This window comes from Streptomyces hundungensis, assembly GCF_003627815.1.
Taxonomy (GTDB): domain Bacteria; phylum Actinomycetota; class Actinomycetes; order Streptomycetales; family Streptomycetaceae; genus Streptomyces; species Streptomyces hundungensis_A.
The window spans coordinates 1,605,436-1,621,868 of record NZ_CP032698.1 but is presented as its reverse complement, the minus strand read 5'-3'; the positions used below and the strand labels follow the sequence as shown (position 1 = coordinate 1,621,868).

General features: G+C 71.4%; 16 protein-coding genes. 13 read left to right on the top strand and 3 right to left on the bottom strand.

The window, feature by feature from the left end:
- Window positions 1–2 precede the first annotated feature (2 nt).
- The 12 genes from DWB77_RS07290 to DWB77_RS07235 are packed head-to-tail and all read left to right on the top strand — an operon-like array spanning window position 3 to window position 11,739.
- Window positions 3–806 (top strand): MlaE family ABC transporter permease, encoded by an 804-nt coding sequence (locus DWB77_RS07290; protein ID WP_120720469.1) that lies wholly within the window; start codon window positions 3–5, stop codon window positions 804–806.
- Window positions 803–2,056 carry an MCE family protein gene (locus tag DWB77_RS07285; RefSeq protein ID WP_120720468.1) on the top strand — a complete coding sequence of 418 codons (1,254 nt, stop codon included), beginning with the start codon at window positions 803–805 and terminating at the stop codon, window positions 2,054–2,056. The genes DWB77_RS07290 and DWB77_RS07285 overlap by 4 nt, the downstream gene beginning before the upstream one ends.
- The gene (locus DWB77_RS07280) at window positions 2,053–3,084 is read left to right on the top strand and encodes an MCE family protein (RefSeq protein ID WP_120720467.1); all 1,032 of its coding nucleotides are present in this window, start codon (window positions 2,053–2,055) and stop codon (window positions 3,082–3,084) included. The genes DWB77_RS07285 and DWB77_RS07280 overlap by 4 nt, the downstream gene beginning before the upstream one ends.
- Entirely contained in the window at window positions 3,081–4,109 is a 1,029-nt protein-coding gene (locus tag DWB77_RS07275; RefSeq protein ID WP_120720466.1) for an MCE family protein, read from the top strand. Before DWB77_RS07280 ends, DWB77_RS07275 begins: the two co-directional genes overlap by 4 nt.
- A complete protein-coding gene (locus DWB77_RS07270) occupies window positions 4,106–5,338 on the top strand; it encodes an MCE family protein (RefSeq protein ID WP_120720465.1) in 1,233 nt (410 codons plus the stop codon). Before DWB77_RS07275 ends, DWB77_RS07270 begins: the two co-directional genes overlap by 4 nt.
- The gene (locus DWB77_RS07265; protein ID WP_120720464.1) at window positions 5,335–6,504 is read left to right on the top strand and encodes an MCE family protein; all 1,170 of its coding nucleotides are present in this window, start codon (window positions 5,335–5,337) and stop codon (window positions 6,502–6,504) included. The genes DWB77_RS07270 and DWB77_RS07265 overlap by 4 nt, the downstream gene beginning before the upstream one ends.
- Window positions 6,504–7,817: an MCE family protein gene (locus DWB77_RS07260; RefSeq protein ID WP_120720463.1), complete on the top strand. Its 1,314-nt coding sequence runs from the start codon at window positions 6,504–6,506 to the stop codon at window positions 7,815–7,817. Before DWB77_RS07265 ends, DWB77_RS07260 begins: the two co-directional genes overlap by 1 nt.
- Window positions 7,814–8,320, top strand: a complete 507-nt coding sequence (locus DWB77_RS07255) for a hypothetical protein (protein WP_428985108.1) — start codon at window positions 7,814–7,816, stop codon at window positions 8,318–8,320. The genes DWB77_RS07260 and DWB77_RS07255 overlap by 4 nt, the downstream gene beginning before the upstream one ends.
- A gap of 25 nt (window positions 8,321–8,345) precedes the next feature.
- The gene (locus tag DWB77_RS07250; protein WP_120720462.1) at window positions 8,346–9,095 is read left to right on the top strand and encodes a hypothetical protein; all 750 of its coding nucleotides are present in this window, start codon (window positions 8,346–8,348) and stop codon (window positions 9,093–9,095) included.
- A 43-nt stretch (window positions 9,096–9,138) separates the two neighbouring features.
- Entirely contained in the window at window positions 9,139–9,666 is a 528-nt protein-coding gene (locus DWB77_RS07245; RefSeq protein WP_120720461.1) for a nuclear transport factor 2 family protein, read from the top strand.
- Between the two features lie 31 nt (window positions 9,667–9,697).
- Entirely contained in the window at window positions 9,698–10,498 is an 801-nt protein-coding gene (locus tag DWB77_RS07240; RefSeq protein WP_120720460.1) for a hypothetical protein, read from the top strand.
- Window positions 10,499–10,536: 38 nt separating this feature from the next.
- Window positions 10,537–11,739, top strand: coding sequence for a lytic transglycosylase domain-containing protein (locus DWB77_RS07235; protein WP_120727474.1), 1,203 nt, complete (start codon window positions 10,537–10,539; stop codon window positions 11,737–11,739).
- On the opposite strand, the gene DWB77_RS07230 is transcribed toward DWB77_RS07235, so the two are convergent.
- The gene (locus tag DWB77_RS07230; protein ID WP_120720459.1) at window positions 11,725–12,801 is read right to left on the bottom strand and encodes an ATP-dependent DNA ligase; all 1,077 of its coding nucleotides are present in this window, start codon (window positions 12,799–12,801) and stop codon (window positions 11,725–11,727) included. The two genes, DWB77_RS07235 and DWB77_RS07230, sit on opposite strands and share 15 nt — an antisense overlap.
- A gap of 55 nt (window positions 12,802–12,856) precedes the next feature.
- Here DWB77_RS07230 and ligD point away from each other — a divergent pair, with 55 nt between their 5' ends.
- Window positions 12,857–13,873, top strand: a complete 1,017-nt coding sequence (gene ligD, locus DWB77_RS07225; RefSeq protein ID WP_120720458.1) for a non-homologous end-joining DNA ligase — start codon at window positions 12,857–12,859, stop codon at window positions 13,871–13,873.
- A gap of 5 nt (window positions 13,874–13,878) precedes the next feature.
- On the opposite strand, the gene DWB77_RS07220 is transcribed toward ligD, so the two are convergent.
- Both DWB77_RS07220 and DWB77_RS07215 read right to left on the bottom strand, forming a co-directional pair.
- Complete coding sequence (locus DWB77_RS07220) at window positions 13,879–14,931, bottom strand: SIS domain-containing protein (protein ID WP_120720457.1); 1,053 nt, start codon at window positions 14,929–14,931, stop codon at window positions 13,879–13,881.
- Between the two features lie 71 nt (window positions 14,932–15,002).
- Complete coding sequence (locus DWB77_RS07215; protein ID WP_120720456.1) at window positions 15,003–16,397, bottom strand: PTS transporter subunit EIIC; 1,395 nt, start codon at window positions 16,395–16,397, stop codon at window positions 15,003–15,005.
- Window positions 16,398–16,433: the final 36 nt, after the last annotated feature.

The following is a 16,433-nucleotide window of genomic DNA, read 5'->3' as shown; positions in this document are numbered from 1 at the left end:
CGATGGCCGTCTTCAGCTTCCTCGACCGCTCCGGCGACCAACTCGCCTTTTACGCAAAGGCGTTGTTGTGGATCCCGCGCACCCTGCGGCGCTACCTCAGGGAAGTGCAACGGCTGCTTGCCGAGGTCGCCTTCGGCAGCGGCGGCCTCGGTGTCATCGGCGGCACCATCGGCGTGATGATCGCCATGACGCTGTTCACCGGGACGGTGGTCGGCCTCCAGGGGTACGCCGCCCTGAACCAGATCGGCACCGCCGCGTTCACCGGCTTCGTCTCCGCCTACTTCAACACCCGCGAGATCGCCCCGCTCGTCGCGGGGCTCGCGCTCTCCGCGACGGTCGGCGCCGGCTTCACCGCCCAGCTCGGCGCGATGCGCATCAACGAGGAGATCGACGCCCTCGAAGGCATGGGCATCCGCAGCCTCCCCTACCTCGTCACCACCCGGATCATCGCCGGCGTCGTCGCGATCATCCCGCTCTACGCGATCGGCCTGCTCAGCTCCTACTTCGCCTCCCGACTGACCACGGTCGTCTTCAAGGGCCAGTCACGCGGAACCTTCGACCACTACTTCAACCTGTTCCTCTCGCCGACCGACGTGCTGCTGTCCGTGCTCAAGGTGCTGATCTTCAGCGTGATGGTCATCCTCGCCCACTGCTACTACGGCTTCCGCGCCACGGGCGGGCCGGCCGGAGTGGGCGTCGCGGTGGGTCGCTCGGTCCGCAACGCCATCGTGGTGATCGCCGTCACCGACTTCTTCCTCTCGCTCGCCCTGTGGGGCGCCACCACCACCGTGAAGGTGGCCGGATGAACGCGCCGACCGTACGGCGACGCACCGCCGGAGTCGTCTTCCTGCTGGTCCCGGCGCTCCTCATCTGGCTCTCGATCGCCGTGTACGACAAGGACTTCACCCGCGCGGACACGGTGACCGTCCGGGCGAGCAGCGTCGGCAACGAGATGCACCCGGGCGCCGAGGTGAAGCTGCGCGGCGTCGTGGTCGGCGAGGTCCGCACCATCAGCGCCGACGGTGAGGGCGCGAGGCTCACCCTCGCCCTCCAGCCGGACAAGCGCCGCCACATCCCGTCCGACGTACGGGCCCAGATGCTGCCGACCACGCTCTTCGGCGAACGGTTCGTCGCGCTCGTACCACCGCCGAGCCCGTCGCCGAGAGCGCTCCCGGCCGATGCGACCATCCCGCAGGACCGGTCGAGCAACGCCATCGAACTGGAGCAGGTGCTCGACCATGTGCTGCCCCTGCTCACCGCGGTCAAGCCCGACAAGCTGTCGGCGACGCTCTCCGCGGTCGCCACGGCGCTGCGCGGCCGCGGATCCCGACTCGGCGACACCGTCGTCGCCTTGGACGCGCACCTGAAGAAGTTCAACCCGAACCTGCCGGCCCTCAACGCCGACCTGGTGCACCTCGTCAAGGTGTCCGAGACCTACAGCGAGGCCGCCCCGGACGTTCTGAGAGCGCTCACGGACGCCACGACCACCACCGGCACCCTGGTCGACCAGCAGACCCAACTCCTCGGCGTCTACGGCCAGACCACCAGGACCGCCCAGGACCTCACGGCCTTCTTCCAGCAGAACAAGGACAACATCATCCGGCTCGGCGCGGTGAGCCGCCCCACCCTGGAGCTCCTCGCGCGGTACTCCGCGTCCTTCCCGTGCACCCTGCGCACCCTGGCCGGGTTCGTTCCCGCGATGGACAAGGCGCTCGGCAAAGGCACGGACAAGCCCGGACTCCACGTCACCGTGAAGGTCGTGCCCTCGCTCGGCACGTACGTCCCCGGAAAGGACACCCCCGCATACGGCGGCGGCGACGGCCCGCACTGCTACCCGGTGCCCTACCTCGGAGCCCCGCTCCCCGCAGAGAGCGCTCCCACCGGCACCGCGGCGGCCTCCGGCGCCGGGCTCGGGCTGCCGAACTCGCCGCAGGAGAACCACCTCGTGAACGAACTGCTCGCGCCCGCTCTCCGGCAGGCCCCGCAGTCCCTGCCCGACTGGAGCAGTCTGCTGCTCGGCCCGGCCCTGCGAGGGGCGGAGGTGAGCATCAAGTGAAGCGCCGCAGCATCGCGGGCCCGCTCGTGAAGTCGCTGGTCTTCGTCCTGGTGACGGTGGTCGCGACCACGGTGCTCGCGCTGTCCATCGCCAACACCGGCGTGGGCGACACCACCTCCTACCGGGCCCGGTTCACCGACACCACCGGCCTCGTCGAGGGCGACAGCGTCCGCATCGCGGGTGTGAAGGTGGGCCAGGTCGACCGGGTGGAGGTGGTGGACCGCAGGCTCGCGCAGGTCACGTTCTCCGTGGAGCGCGGTCGCGCCCTGCCCGCCGCGGCGACCGCCTCGATCAAGTACCTCAACATGGTCGGCCAGCGCTACGTCGAACTGGGCCGGGGCGCCGGCGCGGTCGGCGCCACGCTCCCACCGGGCGCGACCATCCCGCTCCAGCGCACCACGCCGGCCCTCGACCTCACCCAGCTCTTCAACGGCTTCCAGCCCCTGTTCGAAGGGCTCTCACCCAAGGACGTCAACGACCTGGCGGGCTCCATCGTGCAGGTACTCCAGGGCGAGGGCGGCACGGTGGACAGCCTGCTGAAGCACATCGGCTCGCTGACCACGACCGTCGCCGCCAAGGACAAGGTGATCGGCGAGGTCGTCACCAATCTGAACACCGTCCTGACCACAGTGAACGACCGCGAAGCGGGCTTCAACGACCTGGTGGTCACGCTCCAGCGCCTGGTCTCCGGGTTCGCCGGGGACCGCAAGCCGCTCGGCGAGGCGATCGCCGCGATGGGGGATCTCACCACCGTCACCGCCGGACTGTTCCAGGACGGCAGGGCGCCGCTCAAGGAGGACATCCACCAGCTCGGCCGGCTCTCCTCGAACCTCGCTGAGAGCGCTCCCCAGATCGAGGACTTCCTGCGCAAGACCCCGGACAAGATGCGGGCGGTCACCCGGATCGCGTCGTACGGGTCCTGGCTCAACCTCTACCTCTGCGAGGCGAAGGTGTCCGGTGTGAAGACCGAGGACGGCAGCCCGCCGCCCACCGGAATCCCGGTCAGCCAATCGAGGTGCCAGGGATGAGACGCGCCCGCCTCAAGCCCATGAAGGAACGCAACCCCGTCGCGGTCAGCCTGGTGGGCCCGCTGATCCTGGCCCTGATCGGCGTCGCCGCCTACCACGCCGACTCCCTGCCGTTCATCGGCGGCGGCACCACCTACAGCGCCGACTTCTCGGAGTCCGCCGGGCTGCGCGACGGCGACGAGGTACGGATCGCCGGGGTCAAGGTCGGCGAGGTCAGCGCCGTCTCTCTGGACGGCGCCAAGGTGAAGGTCGCCTTCAAGGTGAAGGACGCCTGGATCGGCGACGCCTCGACCGCGGCCATCGCCATCAAGACCCTGCTCGGCGAGAAGTACCTGGCGATCGACCCGCTCGGCAGCGCCCGCCAGAACCCGGACAGCCGCATCCCGCTGGCCCGCACCACCTCCCCGTACGACGTCACCCAGGCCTTCGAAGGGCTCAGCAACACGATCGGTGACATCGACACCGCCCAGCTCGCCAAGAGCTTCGAGACGATCTCCGACACCTTCAAGAACTCGCCGCCCGATGTCCGCACCGCGGTGTCCGGGCTCTCCGCCCTGTCCAGGACCGTCTCCCAGCGCGACGCGCAACTCGCCCAACTCCTCAAAGGCAGCGAGCAGTTGACGAAAACGCTCGCGCACAGGAAAAGCAGCTTCGAGACCCTCATCGACGACGGCGGACTCCTCCTCGGCGAACTCAAGCAGCGCCGCGACGCCATCCAGGCGCTCCTCACCGGAACCCGCGGCCTGGGCACCCAGCTCACCGGCCTCGTCAAGGACAACACGGCCCAACTGAAGCCCACCCTGGCCGCGTTGGGGCGCGTCACGGACGTACTCGTCAAGAACCAGCAGGGCCTTGAGCGCACCCTCGCCCTCGCCGGGCCCTACTACCGGCTCGTCGGCAACACCATCGGCAACGGCCGCTGGTTCGACACCTACATCTGCGGTCTCGTCCCCAGGAACTACCTCCCGGCGAAGTCGCTCCCCGGCACCGGCTGCATGCCGCCGAAGAACGGAGGCTATCCATGAGCCGGCGACGCGCTCTGACCATCGCGCTGGCGCTCGCGGTGATCGCCGTCACCGTGATCGGCGGCCTGCGGGTGTTCGCCGCCCCCGCGGGCAAGCGGATCACCGCCTACTTCGACCGCGCCATCGGGATCTACCCCGGCTCGGACCTGCGGATCCTCGGGGTCAAGGTCGGCGAGGTCGACTCGGTGACGCCGCGGTGGCAGCGGGTCGAGGTGGTGGTCACACTCGATCCGGGCGTACGGGTGCCCAAGGACGCGCGGGCCGCCATCGTCTCGCCCAGCGTCGTGGCCGACCGGTACGTCCAGCTCGCCCCCGCCTACACCGGGGGCCCCGAGATCGCCGACCGGGCGGAGCTGCCCGCCGACCGCAACGCCACCCCCGTCGAGGTCGACCAGCTGTACGCCTCCCTCACCGACCTCAGCACGGCGCTCGGCCCCGGTGGGGCGAACTCCAAGGGAGCGCTCTCCGGGCTGCTCGACACCGGGGCCAAGAACCTCGACGGCAACGGCGCCGCGATCGGCGATTCCGTCGAGCAGTTCGGCAAGGCCGCCAAGACGCTGGACGGCAGCAGCGAGCACCTCTTCGCGACGCTCTCCTACCTCCAGACGTTCACCACCATGCTGAAGAACAAGGACGGCGCGGTGCGGGACGCGCAGAACCAACTCGCCGACGTGACCACGTTCTTCGCGGACAACAAGGACAACCTGGCGGGCGCCCTGAAGGAGCTCGGCACCGCGCTCGGCACCGTCAAGACGTTCATCCGGGACAATCGCGGCGCCCTCAAGGCCGAGGTCGACAAGCTCGGCCCCCTCACCCAGCTCCTCGTCGACCAGCGGGCCTCGCTCGCCGAAGCCCTGGACACCGCGCCGCTGGCCGCCGGAAACGCTCTCAACGCCTATGACCCGGTCCACCGCACCCTCGACGGCCGGGGCAACATCAACGAGATCAGCATGGGTGGTGACATCGTGTTCCCGCCCAACCCGTCGGTGGCGGGCGGCGCCGGCCTCGTACCGGTACCGGGGACCCGTCTGAGAGCGCTCCCGGCGCTGCCGCTGCCCCCGGTCGGCACCGTGTACGGGAGCGCCGCCGACCCGGCGAAGGGCTCCGCGGGCGGCTCGGCCTCCGGTGGAGCGACCCCGGACGGCGCGGCCCCGGACGGCGCGACCCCGGACGGCGCGACCCCGGACGGCGCGACCCCGGGCGGCGCGGCCACGAAGGGAAGCCGATGACGAGGGCGCGTTCGACCCGGCGGGCGGGGGCCGCGTTGGGGGCGGGGGTCGCGGTCGTCGTGGCCCTGGCGCTGACCCTCGGCAGTTGCTCGATGCCCTCGTTCTCCGGGATCGATCAGCTTCCGCTGCCCGGCGGCGCCGACCTCGGCAGCCACCCGTACGACATCACCGCCGACTTCGCGGACGTGCTGAGTCTGGTCCCGCAGGCCGCGGTGAAGGTCAACGACGTCGCCGTGGGCCGGGTCACCCGGGTGTCCCTCGCCTCCGACGGCTGGTCCGCGAAGGTCTCCATGCGGATCAGGGGAGACGTGAAGCTGCCCGCCAACTCCTATGCCCGGCTGGAGCAGTCCAGTCTGCTCGGCGAGAAGTTCGTCCAGCTCTCCGCGCCGGCGAAGGAGACCAAGGAGAGCGCCGGGGGCAGCCTCGGTCCCGGCGCCGCGATCCCGATCTCGCGGACCAACCGCAACCCGGAGGTCGAAGAGGTTCTGGGAGCGCTCTCGATGCTGCTCAACGGAGGCGGCGTCAACCAGCTCAAGACCATCACCACCGAGCTCAACAAGGCGATCAAGGGACGCGAGCCCGAGGTCCGCTCCATGCTCCAGCGGGTCAACACCCTGGTCACCGATTTGGACGGGCACCGCGGCGACATCACCGCGGCGCTCGACGGCGTCAACCGGCTCTCCGCCACCCTCGCCACCCGCAAGGAGCAGGTCGCCACCGTGCTCACCGGCCTGGCCCCGGGCCTCAAAGTCCTGGAGGACCAGCGGGGTTCACTCCTGACGATGCTCACGTCGCTCGACACCCTCTCCACGGTCGCCGTCTCGACGATCAACAAGAGCAAGGACGACATGGTGGCCGATCTCAAGGCGATCGCACCGATCCTCACGACCCTCGCGGACTCCGGCAAGGACCTGCCGGACTCGCTCCAGGTGCTCCTCACCTATCCGTTCACCGACGAGGTGCTGCGTGGGGTCAAGGGGGACTACCTCAACGTGTACCTCACGGTGACCGCCGCGCCGGGCACCACCCTCATCCCGCCGCTCGCCACACCGCCGCCATCCAGGACGCCGGGCGCGTCGAAGGCTCCGGGCGCGGCGAAGGGGCCGGGCGCGTCGAAGGTGCCGCTGGGGCTGCCGTCCGTCGCCGGCTCCGGAGGGGCGAGCTGATGCTGACCCTCGCGACCAGACTCAAGAACCTCGCGTTCCTCGTCATCGGAGTGCTCGTGCTCGGTTACACCGGCTTCCGGTACGCCGACGTCGGCCACTACATCGGCATCCGCGACTACTACACGGTGCAGGTCCATCTCGCCCAGACGGGCGGCCTGTTCACGCACTCCAATGTCACCTACCGGGGTGTCTCGGTGGGCCGGGTCGGCCCCATCGAGCTCACCGACGAGGGCGTCGTCGCCGAACTGCGCATCGACAACTCGGCCCCGCCCATCCCGACCGCCCTCAAGGCCGTGGTGGCCAACCTGTCGGCCGTCGGCGAGCAGTACATCGATCTGCGGCCCACCTCCACGGGGGCTCCCTATCTGGGCGACGGCAGCGAGATCGATCAGTACGACACGAGCACTCCCGCCCCCGTCACCACCGTGCTCACCAGTGTCAACAACCTTGCCGAGTCCGTGCCGTTGGAGTCCTTGCGGACGGTCGTCGACGAGTTCGGGAAGGCCTTCGAAGGGCGTGGCGACGACCTTCAGGTGCTCCTCGACAACGGCGACGACTTCGTGAAGGCCGCCGACAAGGCGCTGCCGAGCACGGTCACGCTCCTCAACGACGGTCAGACCGTCCTGAGCACCCAGGCCGAGGAGAGCGAGGCCATCAAGAGCTTCGCCTCGGGCGCGCAGCGCCTCACCGCCACCCTGAAGGGCTCCGACACCGACCTGCGCCGGCTGATCGCCGCGGCGCCCGACGCGGCCGGCCAGATCAGCGGGCTGCTCAGGGACCTCAACCCGGAACTCAGCGTGGTCCTCGCGAACCTCCTCACCACGGCGGACGTGGCCGTGACGCGACAGCGCGGAATCGAGGAACTCCTGGTGAAAATACCGCCGTTGACCGCCGCGGGCGCCACGGCCATCGACAGCAAGGGGGCCAACCTGGGCATGGCGGTCACCTTCTTCGCCCCGCTGCCCTGCACCGACGGATATGGCGGCACCGTCTACCGCAACGGCCTCGAAACCCTCGACACGCCGAAGCTCAACACCAAGGCGCGCTGTGCCGCGCCCGCGGGCAGCGGCATCGACGTCCGCGGCTCGGCGCACGCACCGAGTGGCGGACCGCTGCGCCCGCCGGCCCAGCCGGGCGCGCTGCCCCCCGCCCCTGCCGGGGCGCCTCCCGCCCCGACCGAGGCGCCCGCCGTCCGGACCGCGGCTCTGCCCGGCGCCCTGGCCCTGCCCGCGCTGCCCGGCGGCGGCCCCTCGGACCTGGCCGGGCTGCTCGGCCTCACCCCCGCCGCCGGTGGAAAGGACGTACGCCCGTGATCACGCTCTCCCGCCCGCGCGGAACGGGCCGCACCCTGGTGGTGGCCGCGCTCACGGTCTCGGCCCTCTTCGCCGCGTTCGGTGGATGGAGGTACCTCCAGGCGCGGGACGACTCCTCGGTCGCGTACGCCACCTCCCGCGATGCCGCCCTGGCGGCGGGCCGCACACGGATCGCCGCGCTCTCCACCCTGGACGCGGCCCACCCCGACGCGACCCTGCGCGGCTGGCTCGACGCCTCGACGGGCCCCCTCCGCGACGAGCTCCGCCGCGCGGGCGCGGGAAAGCCCACCACGTCGGCCCGGGGCGAGGTCACCGACGCGGCCGTCACCCAACTCGACGACCGCTCCGGTACGGCGAAGCTCATCGCGACGGTGCGGGTTCGCCTGACCCCGGCGGGGGGTGCCGCCACCGATGACCGCAAGCGTTTGGAGGCGGCCCTCGAACGCACCGAAGCCGGCTGGAAGGTGAAGGCACTCAGCGCGGTCCCGGTCGCCACGCCCTGACGACGGACCGATAGGGAGAGAACGCGTGAGCACAGCAGAGACGAAGCCGGCCACCGGGCCCGAGCCGGAGTCCTGGCCGGAGCGCGAGCCGGGGCCCAAGCTCGATCCCGAGCCGGGGCCGGAGGCGGAACCCAAGCCCGAACCCGAGCACGCCGAAGAGTCCGCCCCCGCCGAAGAGTCCGCCCCCGCCGGGAAATCCGCCTCCGCCGAGCAACCGGAAGCGGACCGGGAAGCCGGGGCAGAAGTCCGGGGCGGGAGGGTTGCCCCGTTGCGGGGTGGACGGTTGTGGCGTCTCCTCGCTCTCGGCGGTGTCCTCGTGCTTCTTCTGGCGGGGGCCGGACTGCTGTTCCGAGCACGGCAGTTGACCTCCGCGCCCGCCCTGAGCAACCACGCGCTCACGGACGCCTCCGCCACCACCCGCGTCATCGGCGACGTCAGCAACACCCTCGGCAAGGTCTTCTCGTACGCCTCCCAGGACACCTCCGCCACCGAGGACGCGGCCAAGGAACTGCTGGGCGGCCGAGCGGCCGGACAGTACAGCGCCCTGTTCGGCGAGTTGAGGCAGCGGGCCGTGGACCAGAAGCTCAGTCTGACCACCCATGTCGTCCGGGCCGGAGTCATCCGGCTCACCCGCGACCGGGCGGAGCTGCTCGTCTTCCTCGACCAGCGGTCCCAGCGGGACACCAAGCCCGCGACCACCGCCGCCGCCCAGCTGTCCGTCACCGCCGAACTCAGCGCTGGGCACTGGCAGATCACTGACATCCGAGCCCGCTAGGACGAGCCCGCCGCCGGGCCCCGCGAGAGGAAGCACGAACCACATGGCACGCATGACGATCCAGCCCCTGCTCATCGCCGCGATGGTGCTCACGCTGCTCGCGGGCGGGTTCGCCGGGTGGGCGGGCTGGTCCTGGTACGGCGCCGCGCACGACGATGCCGCCGCCTACGCCGCCTCCCGCGACGAGGTCCTCGCGGCCGGCGAGCAGGCCGTGCAGAACCTTTCCACGCTCGACCACAAGGACCTGGCCCACGGCCTGGACATGTGGCAGGACTCCACCACCGGCGATCTGCGCCGCCAACTCACCGATGGACGCGGCGAGTTCGAGAAGCAGGTCCAACAGGCGCAGACGGTCACCACGGCCAAGGTGCTGGACGGCGCGGTCACCGAGCTGGACGACCGGGCGGGCCGGGCCCGGGTGATGGTGGCGCTGCGCATCACCGTGCAGGCGCCGAAGGAGAAGCCCGCCGCCAAGGACAGCAGGATGCTCGGCGAACTCACCCGTACCCCCGCCGGCTGGAAGCTCAGCGCCCTCGGCCAGGCGCCGGTCGGCAACAGCGCGGCCAACTGACCCCCTTCTCGCATCCGGACAGGAGCCGCACATGTCGACAACCCGTCATCTGGTCAACCGTCAGCGCCGACTGGCCCAGGCCGAGGCCGCCGCCCGAACTATCACCGAAGCTCCATCACGGAGCGGCGTGACGATCAGCAAGTCCCCTTCTGTCAACGGTAGTTCGGAGGGCGAGGCGGGCTCTGCGCGCGATGCGGCACGTGTGCCCCGCGGACGGCTATCCCCCCGCTCCCGGCCGTCCCGAGCACGGTCCACGGAGACGGCGGCGCCGCGCCCGACGCGCTCCGCGGGAGCCCTGCGCCGCCTGCTCCGCGTGCGGGCCCCCGTCGCCCTGTGCGTCCTGGTCGTGCTGCTCGGCGCCTTCGGCGCCCTCGCCCTGGTCCGGGCCGGCTCCCTGCGCTCCGATCCGGCCGCCCGCAATGTCGCCCTGACCGATCCCGCCCGTACCAGCGAGGTCAAGGGGCAGACCGAGAAGGCCGTGGCCGCGCTGTTCTCGTACAGCTACGCGGACGCCGCCGCCGCCGATAAAGCGGCCTCAACGTGGCTCACCGGCAAGGCCGTTCAGCAGCACCACGACATGCTGACCGCCGTGCGGGCCCAGGCCAAGGAGCAGAAGCTGGTGCTGACCACCACCGCGACCGAGAGCGGCGTGGAGATGATCGACGGCTCCCGCGCCCGGGTGCTCGTCTACGCCGATCAGAGCAGCACGCGTACCGCGGGCAAGAAGCCCGAAACGACGTACGCCGCCGCCATGTTCGCCGTCGACGTGGTGCGCCGGGACGGCGGGGCCTGGCAGATCTCCGGGATCGACACCTTCGGGCAGGGATCGTGAAGGCCCGCGACCGGCTCCTGGACCCGCGTCGGCTTTCGCTGCGGGGGCACCGGCGGTTACGGCGCGGGCTCACCGGTAGTGCCGTCGCGGCCGTCGCGATGGCCGCCCTCACCGGCTCGCAGGCACCGGGACTCCTGCGTCCCACGCCGTCGGCCCCGAGCGAGCCCGTCGCGGGACCCGCCGGCGCCGTACGTACGGAACAGCCGTCCGACGGCGCGTACCACACCGAGCTTCCGCCGCTGGTCTCGCCGAAACCGACGCCGATGCCGCCGGGCACCCCGCCGACGGTGGGCGTCGTCGACCCGGTGTGGACGCAGGAAGGCATTGCGGCCACCGTTCTCGCCGCGTACCAGCGGGCGGCGCAGCGGCTGGCGGGGAGCGCGCCGCACTGTCATCTGCCGTGGCAACTCCTGGCGGCGCTTGGCAAGGTGGAGTCGGGCCACGCGGGCGGCGGGCGGGTCGACGCGCACGGCACGACCCTCACACCGATCCTGGGGCCGGTGCTCAACGGGGCCGGCTTCGCGGACATCGCCGACACCGACCACGGAACCCTGGACGGGGACGCCCGTCACGACCGCGCGGTCGGGCCGATGCAGTTCATCCCCTCCACCTGGGCCACCTGGGGACGGGACGGCAACGACGACGGCCGCAAGGATCCCGACAACGTCTTCGACGCGTCGCTCGCCGCCGGGTCCTATCTGTGTGCGGACGGGCGTGACCTGGCGGTCCCGGCGGATCTGAACCGTGCGGTGCTCGCCTACAACCACTCGGCCGACTATCTGCGGACGGTCCTGGCGTGGCTGGAGTTCTACCGTCGGGGCGCCCATGGCGTGCCGGACGGCACGGGGGTGCTGCCGAGCACGCCCGGCGCGGGCAGCGCCGGCCAACTCGACGCCGACCGGGGGCGCAAACAGGGCGGCGGCATCGTGATCGGGCCCCAGCCGAGCGGCAAGCCCTCCGCCCCGGCCCCCGCGCATCCCGGCGGCAGCCCGTCGGCCTCGCGCCCGCCGCAGTCGCCACCGCCCTCGGCCACGCCTTCACCTTCGTCTTCCTCGTCCTCGCCGACTTCGAGCCCGTCTCCCTCGCCGTCGTCGAGCACGAGCCCCAGCACGAGCCCGAGTCCCTCACCGTCCGGCGGCCCCGGTGTGCCGGAGTGTCCGACGCCGTCGTCCTCGGCATCGCCCACGCCGGGCCCGTCCGGCACGCCGTCCGCGCCGGGGTGCCCCTCACCCGCCCCCTGACGACAGGACCTGCGCGAGGTCGTAGCGGACCGGCTCCTCCAACTGTGCGTAGGTGCAGCTTTCGGGAATGCGGTCCGGGCGCCAGCGGCGGAACTGCGCGGTGTGCCGGAACCGGTCGCCCTCCATGTGGTCGTACGCCACCTCCACCACCCGCTCGGGGCGGACCGCCACCCACGACAGGTCCTTCTTGCCGGTCCAGCGGCTGGGGGCGCCCGGCAGGCGGGCGCTCTCGTGCGCGGCCTCCTGCGCCCACGCGGCCCAGGGGTGGCCCTCGGTGACCGGGTCGGCCATGAGCAGCGGCGCGAGCTCGTCGATCAGTTCCGCCCGGCGCTTCATCGGGAAGGCGGCGCACACCCCGACGTGCTGGAGCGCGCCCGCCGGGTCGTACAGGCCGAGCAGGAGCGAGCCGACGACCGGGCCGCTCTTGTGGTGGCGGTATCCGGCGATCACCACGTCCGCCGTCCGCTCGTGCTTGATCTTGTACATGAGGCGGGCGTCCGGCCGGTAGGGAAGGTCGAGGGGCTTGGCGACGACCCCGTCGAGCCCGGCGCCCTCGTACTCCTCGAACCATCGGCGGGCCACCTCGATGTCGGTGGTGGCCGGTGCGAGGTGCACCGGTGGTGATACGCCGTCGAGGGCCGTGGCGAGCAGCGCGCGCCGTTCGGCGAGCGGGGTGTCGAGGAGCGGGACGTCGTCGAGGGCGAGCAGGTCGAAGGTGATGAAACTCGCCGGGGTCTGCTCGGCGAGCAGCTTCACCCGGGACGCGGCGGGGTGGATGCGCTCGCTGAGCCGGTCGAAGTCGAGGCGGCCGTCGTAAGCGATGACGATCTCGCCGTCCACCACGCACCGCGCGGGAAGGCGCTCCGCGAGGGCGGCCGCCAGCTCGGGGAAGTAGCGGGTCAGGGGTTTGCCGTTGCGGCTGCCGATGACGATCTCGGCGCCGTCGCGGTGCACGATGGCCCGGAACCCGTCCCACTTGGCCTCGTACTGCATCCCGGGCGGGATCTTCGCCACGGACTTGGCGAGCATCGGCTTCACAGGAGGCATCACCGGGAGATCCATACAACCGATTCTCACCGATATGCGGCATTGTCGCCCTCCGCCTACCGTGGCCTGCATGGGCAAGGGCGAAGCGATCGAGCTGGAGGTCGGCGGGCGCACCGTCCGCCTCTCCAACCCGGACAAGGTCTACTTTCCGGAGCGCGGCTACACCAAGCTGGACGTGGCGCGGTACTACCTGGCCGTCGCGGACGGCATCACGCGCGCCCTGCGCGACCGCCCCACCACCCTGGAGCGCTACCCCGACGGCGTGGACGGCGAGTCCTTCTTCCAGAAGCGGGCCCCCAAGAACGTGCCCGACTGGATCCCCACCGCGCGCATCGCCTTCCCCAGCGGCCGGCACGCCGACGAGATGTGCCCCACCGAGCCCGCCGCCGTCCTGTGGGCCGCGCAGCTGGGCACCTTGACCTTCCACCCCTGGCCGGTACGGCGCGAGGCGACCGACCACCCCGACGAACTCCGCATCGACCTCGACCCCCAGCCCGGCACCGACTTCGACGACGCCGTCCCCGTAGCCCATGAACTGCGCGCCCTGTTGGGCGAGTTGGGCATCACGGGCTGGCCCAAGACGTCCGGCGGCCGGGGCATCCACGTCTTCGTGCCGATCGAGCCGCGCTGGACCTTCACCGAGGTGCGCCGCTGCGCCATCGCCCTCGGCCGCGAGCTGGAGCGCCGCATGGCGGGGAAGGTCACCACCGCCTGGTGGAAGGAGGAGCGCGGCGAGCGGATCTTCGTGGACTACAACCAGACCGCCCGCGACCGCACCATCGCCTCGGCCTATTCGGTACGCCCCAAGCCGCACGCCCCCGTCTCGGCGCCGCTGCGCTGGGACGAACTCGACGACGTCCACCCCGAGGACTTCGACCTGCGGACCATGCCCGCGCGCTACGCCGAACTCGGCGATCTGCACGCGGACATGGACGACCACGCCTTCGGTCTGGAGCCGCTCCTCGAACTCGCCGAACGCGACGAGCGCGACCACGAACTCGGCGACATGCCGTACCCGCCGGACTATCCCAAGATGCCGGGGGAGCCCAAGCGGGTACAGCCGAGCCGTGCCGCCAAGGAGAAATAGCGCGCTCAGGCGGCCGCGACGGGCGAGGCCAGCTCGAAGTCGGCGGCGTCGACGCCGCCCTCCTTGGTGTCGTCGTTGGCGAACACGAACGACTCGATGGGCACGTCGCGTTCCTCGCTGAGCGCGGCCACGAGCTCCTGCACCACCACCGTCTCCAGGACGACCCGGACGCTGGGGGCCGTCCTCGGCAGACATATGACACCGAGGTTCTCGGCCACCTCGACGTCCTGAGTGGTGATCAGCAGGGTGAGGTGGCCGGCCGAGGAGAGCGAGCGGGCCAGTTCGACCTCGCGGCCGTCGCCGAAGACGAGGTGCAGGGTGTTGCCCGCCGACTCCATCTCGCCGTGCAAATAGTTGCGGGTGACCGAGGCCGCCGCCGGCATCCGGGGCACCTCGCGCAGCAGCAGGGCCGCCTCCTCGGCGCTGACCCGGGAGGCGCCGGAGGCCACGCAGTCGGCCGCCACACAGCGGGCCGCGCGGGCGCGGAGCGCGCCGACCACCTCGGTGGCGCGGGCGCGGACGGCCGCCACCCGGGAGGCGATGCCGTCCCAGGGATCGTCCACGCGTCCGGCGACGGCCCCGGCGATCAGATCGAGCGCCACGACCGTGGCGGTGAAGCCGACGGTCGAGGCGTACGAGTCGGGCTCATTGCCCAAGTCGACGGTCAGATCGGCGAGTTCACCCAGCGGCGAGGGCGTGACGTTGAGGACGGCGAGCGTCGGCACGTCGCTCGCGGCCCTGAACGCGGCGATCGTCTCCGAGCTGCGGCCACCCTGCGACACCCCGATCAGGAGATCGGTGTCGAAGCCGCGCAGCCCGTCCTCGATCTCGCTGGAGAGCACCCGCTGGGCCGGTACGCCGTGGCCGCGGAGCACTTCGACCGGGACGGCGAGCGCCGCGTAGGAGGCGCCGATCCCGGCGAGCAGTGGTCGCCGCTTGGTGCCGAGCCGGCTCAGGGCCGCCTCGTCGAGCTGCCGCCGCACATGGGCGATCACGCGTTCCAGCGCCTGCGGCTGGCCGCTCTGGCCGTCGAGGAAGGTGATACGCGATCCGGACATGAAGGAGTCCTTTCGTAGGCCCCGCCGGATGCGGACGGCGGGAGAGCGCGACAGGGGTGGCGGGTGGAGCGTCAGGCATTGGACGCCGGATCGTCCCTTAGGGCGGCGCCCGGGGGAACGGCGTCGGGGGAGCGCACGGGAGTGCCGGACGGTGTGTCGGCGGACGCGGCGGCGGGTTCACCCGCGCGGGCCCCGCCTTCGGCGGGCTCGCCCGACGGAAGGCCGCCTTCGGCCGGATCGGCGGCCGCGCCTTCGCCTTCGGCGGGTTCGCGTCCCGGCGTCGGCAGGTCGAACCGAAGAATCGCGAACCGGAAGATGACGTAGTAGAGCGCGGCGAACGCCAGGCCGATGGGGATCAGGAGCCAGGGCTTGGTGGCGATGCCGTAGTTGACGACGTAGTCGATCGCGCCGGAGGAGAAGCCGAACCCGTCGCGGATGCCCAGCGCGTAGCAGACCGCCATGGAGACGCCGAACAGCACCGCGTGGACGGCGTACAGGAGCGGGGCGACGAACATGAAACTGAACTCGATGGGCTCGGTGACACCCGTGACGAACGAGGTGAGCGCGACCGAGATCATCATGCCCTTGACCATGGTGCGGTTCTCGGGCCGCGCGGTGTGCGCGATCGCGAGGGCGGCGGCGGGCAGCGCGAACATGTAGATCGGGAAGCCGCCGGTCATGAACTGGCCGGCGCTCGGGTCGCCCGCCAGGAAGCGCGCGATGTCGCCGTGGACCTCGGCGCCGGTGGAGGGGTTGACGAACGTTCCGGCGTCGAACCACGGGAAGAACGTGAAGAAGTGGTGCATCCCGATCGGGATCAGCGCGCGGACCACCAGGCCGAAGAGGCCCGCGCCCCAGGCGCCGGTGCCCACCAGCCACTCGCCGAAGTGGTAGAACCAGCCCCCCACCATCGGCCAGACCACGCCGAACACCACGCCCATGCCGACGCCCGCGAAGGCGCTGAGGATCGGGACCAGCCTGCGGCCGCCGAAGAAGCCCAGCCAGTCGGGGAGTTTGGTGCGGCTGAAGCGCTGGTAGAGCAGCGCCGCGACCAGGCCCATGACGATGCCGCCGAGCACCTTGGCGTCCAGCGGCTTGCCGTCGACGCCCTTCGGGAAGGCGTCGCTGGCGAGCACCGCCTTGAAGACGAGGTAGCCGACGGCGGCGGCGAGCGCGGTGGAGCCGTCCGCCTTCTTGGCGAAGCCGATGGCCACGCCGATGGCGAACAGGAGCGGCAGGTTGTCGAAGACGGTCTGACCGCCGGCGGCCAGGACCATGCCGAACTTGCGGATCAGCTCGGGGAGCTCCTCCCGGCCGAGCAGGTCCTTGGCGCCTAGTCGCAGCAGGAGCGCGGCCGCCGGAAGTGTCGCCACCGGGAGCATCAGGCTGCGCCCGATGCGCTGCATGACCGCCATGACACCGCTGCCGCGCCGCTTGTCGGCGGCCTTGGCTCGACCCGTACTCATCCGTCTTCCTCCATCGCGCAAGCGGTCCCGCTGCCC